At 61.3% G+C, this 2,252-nt stretch carries 2 protein-coding genes; both read left to right on the forward strand.

Going from position 1 to position 2,252, the window contains the following annotated elements:
• The coding region (locus tag VGP39_RS21705) for a replication protein RepA (protein WP_327570148.1) at nt 1–478 on the forward strand (478 nt) is incomplete at its 5' end.
• An 84-nt stretch (nt 479–562) separates the two neighbouring features.
• Nucleotides 563–1,645 carry an IS5 family transposase gene (locus VGP39_RS21710; protein WP_327570149.1) on the forward strand — a complete coding sequence of 361 codons (1,083 nt, stop codon included), beginning with the start codon at nt 563–565 and terminating at the stop codon, nt 1,643–1,645.
• Nucleotides 1,646–2,252: the final 607 nt, after the last annotated feature.

Below are 2,252 nucleotides of genomic sequence, written 5' to 3' on the forward strand. Positions count from 1 at the left end.
GTCATTCCAGATCACACAGGGCAATCGGACCGGCCTGATCAACCAGTCGGTGCTGGACCAAGCCATGTTTGTTGACGACGGCTCTACGGAGCAGCCCGGCCTATTTATCGACACCGCAAAGTTGTCGGAAGGTTTCTACGAGCAGCTAAAGCGGCATCCAGTACCGGTCGAAGACAGCGCGATCCGGGCACTGGCCAACAATTCGCTCGCCCTGGATATCTACTGCTGGTTGGCCTACAGGCTTCACGCGCTCAAAGAGCCGAAAATGGTCACTTGGAAGGCCCTCCATGCGCAATTCGGTCGGTCTGTGGAGCGGATTGATCACTTTCGGCGGCATTTTCGCGTTAATTTGCAGCTTGCCTTGGCGGTTTATCCCGAAGCTAAGCTCAACGAGGGACCTCAAGGCGTCGTTCTAAAGCCTTCCAGACCGCCGGTTTCCGCGAAAGTTGTAGCCCTCGGCGGATCCAAGCGCCGCTAACAGGCTGCGGAAAAACCCTTGGAAACATCCGCCATCGATTTGATTTCCTGAGGCCAGAGCAGGCACGGAGAGAGAGGCTGTCAGATGCGCGGGCGGGATCATCAGAGAGGTCATCTGAGCGGCTACGTGAACCCGGAGGCGATGGTGCCGCCGGATCATCCACTGCGCCAGATCCGCCCGCTGGTGAACGCAGCCCTGGAGCGTCTGTCGCCTGAGTTCGACCAGATCTACTCGTTGACTGGCCGGCCCTCGATCCCACCCGAGCAATTGCTGCGGGCCTTGCTGCTGCAGGCGTTCTTCACGATCCGCTCGGAGCGGCAGTTGATGGAGCAACTGCGCTACAACATCCTGTTTCGCTGGTTCGTCGGCCTGTCGATCGAGGCGCCGGTGTGGGACGTGACGGTGTTCACCAAGAACCGCGACCGATTGCTGGAAGGTGACATCGCCCATGGCTTCCTCCGCGCGATCCTGGCTGACCCGCAGGTGCGGCACCTCCTCTCAAACGAGCACTTCTCGGTCGATGGCACGCTGATTGAAGCCTGGGCCTCGATGAAGAGCTTCCGGCCCAAGGACGGCAGCGGTGCGCCACCCGGTCCGGGACGCAACGGCGAGCGCGACTTCCACGGTGAGACGCGCAGCAACGAGACGCACGCCTCGAGCACCGATCCGGATGCGCGGCTCTACAAAAAGGCCGAGGGCCAGGCGGCGAAGCTCTGCCACATGGGGCACGTGGCGATCGAGAACCGTCACTGCCTGGTAGTAGACGCCCTTACGACGCTGGCGACTGGCACCGCCGAGCGTGAGGCGGGGGTAGAGATGGTCGGCGCAATACCGGGCCGGCATCGCATCACGATCGGCTGTGACAAAGCCTACGACACACAGGACTTCGTCGCTGACATGCGAAGCCTCGGTGCAACCCCGCATGTCACGCAGAACGACAAGGGCCGCCGCTCGGCCATCGACGGACGCACCACGCGCCATGCCGGCTATCAGGTGAGCCTGCTTGTGCGCAAACGGATCGAGGCGGTGTTCGGCTGGATGAAGACGATCGGTGGGCAGCGCAAAACGCGCTTTCGCGGCACGCCTCGGGTGAGCTGGATGTTCACCCTGGCGGCGGCGGCCTACGACCTGATCCGGTTGCCGAAGCTGCTGGGTGCCGCGGCGTAGCGACACCCAGAGTCTGTCCGAAGCCTGCGCTGCGATATAATTTTCGCAGTGCAGAACTGGAAATTCTTCACATTTGCCCCTCTGGCGAGCCTCTTAGAACGCCCCAGCATGCGAAAGCTTCGGGAATACGGGATCGTTCGGGGGTTTTTCCGCAGCCTGCTAACGGTCGATCGACGTCCGACGGCGGATGGTCCCCGCGTCCGCGGACAACAAGACGCGTAGCGATGACAATAACCAGTATCAGAGGCGCGGTCTTCCTGAGCCGCGGCTAAGCGAACAGGCCGGCAGGACCGATGCTGTGCATGATCTTGCTTGTCCCGAACGCCGCCTGTTCGACGCCGTTGCGGCCCAGATGGTCAATCGCCGTTTCCGGGCGACAATAAACCGTTCACTTTGAACCGGTGGAACGTTGGCGGAAGCGGCCAACATAGCCGGCCACGCCATCACCCGAACGACACAGCGCTACGACGCCGGAGGGATGGTATCAGCCTGGATGAGGTGGAGCGGAGTGGGGATGTAGCGTTATCCTCGTGAGCCTGGCTTGTAATCATTAAGGGCGGATATTGCCTATAAAAAAGGCGACCACCGAAGTGGCCGCCAAGTTTAG

This window comes from Bradyrhizobium sp., from assembly GCF_036009065.1.
Lineage (GTDB): Bacteria > Pseudomonadota > Alphaproteobacteria > Rhizobiales > Xanthobacteraceae > Bradyrhizobium.

Bases quoted from the DNA above. Each gene is read 5' to 3' on its own strand.
- VGP39_RS21710 (WP_327570149.1), top strand. From the start codon at position 563: ATGCGCGGGCGGGATCATCAGAGAGGTCATCTGAGCGGCTACGTGAAC.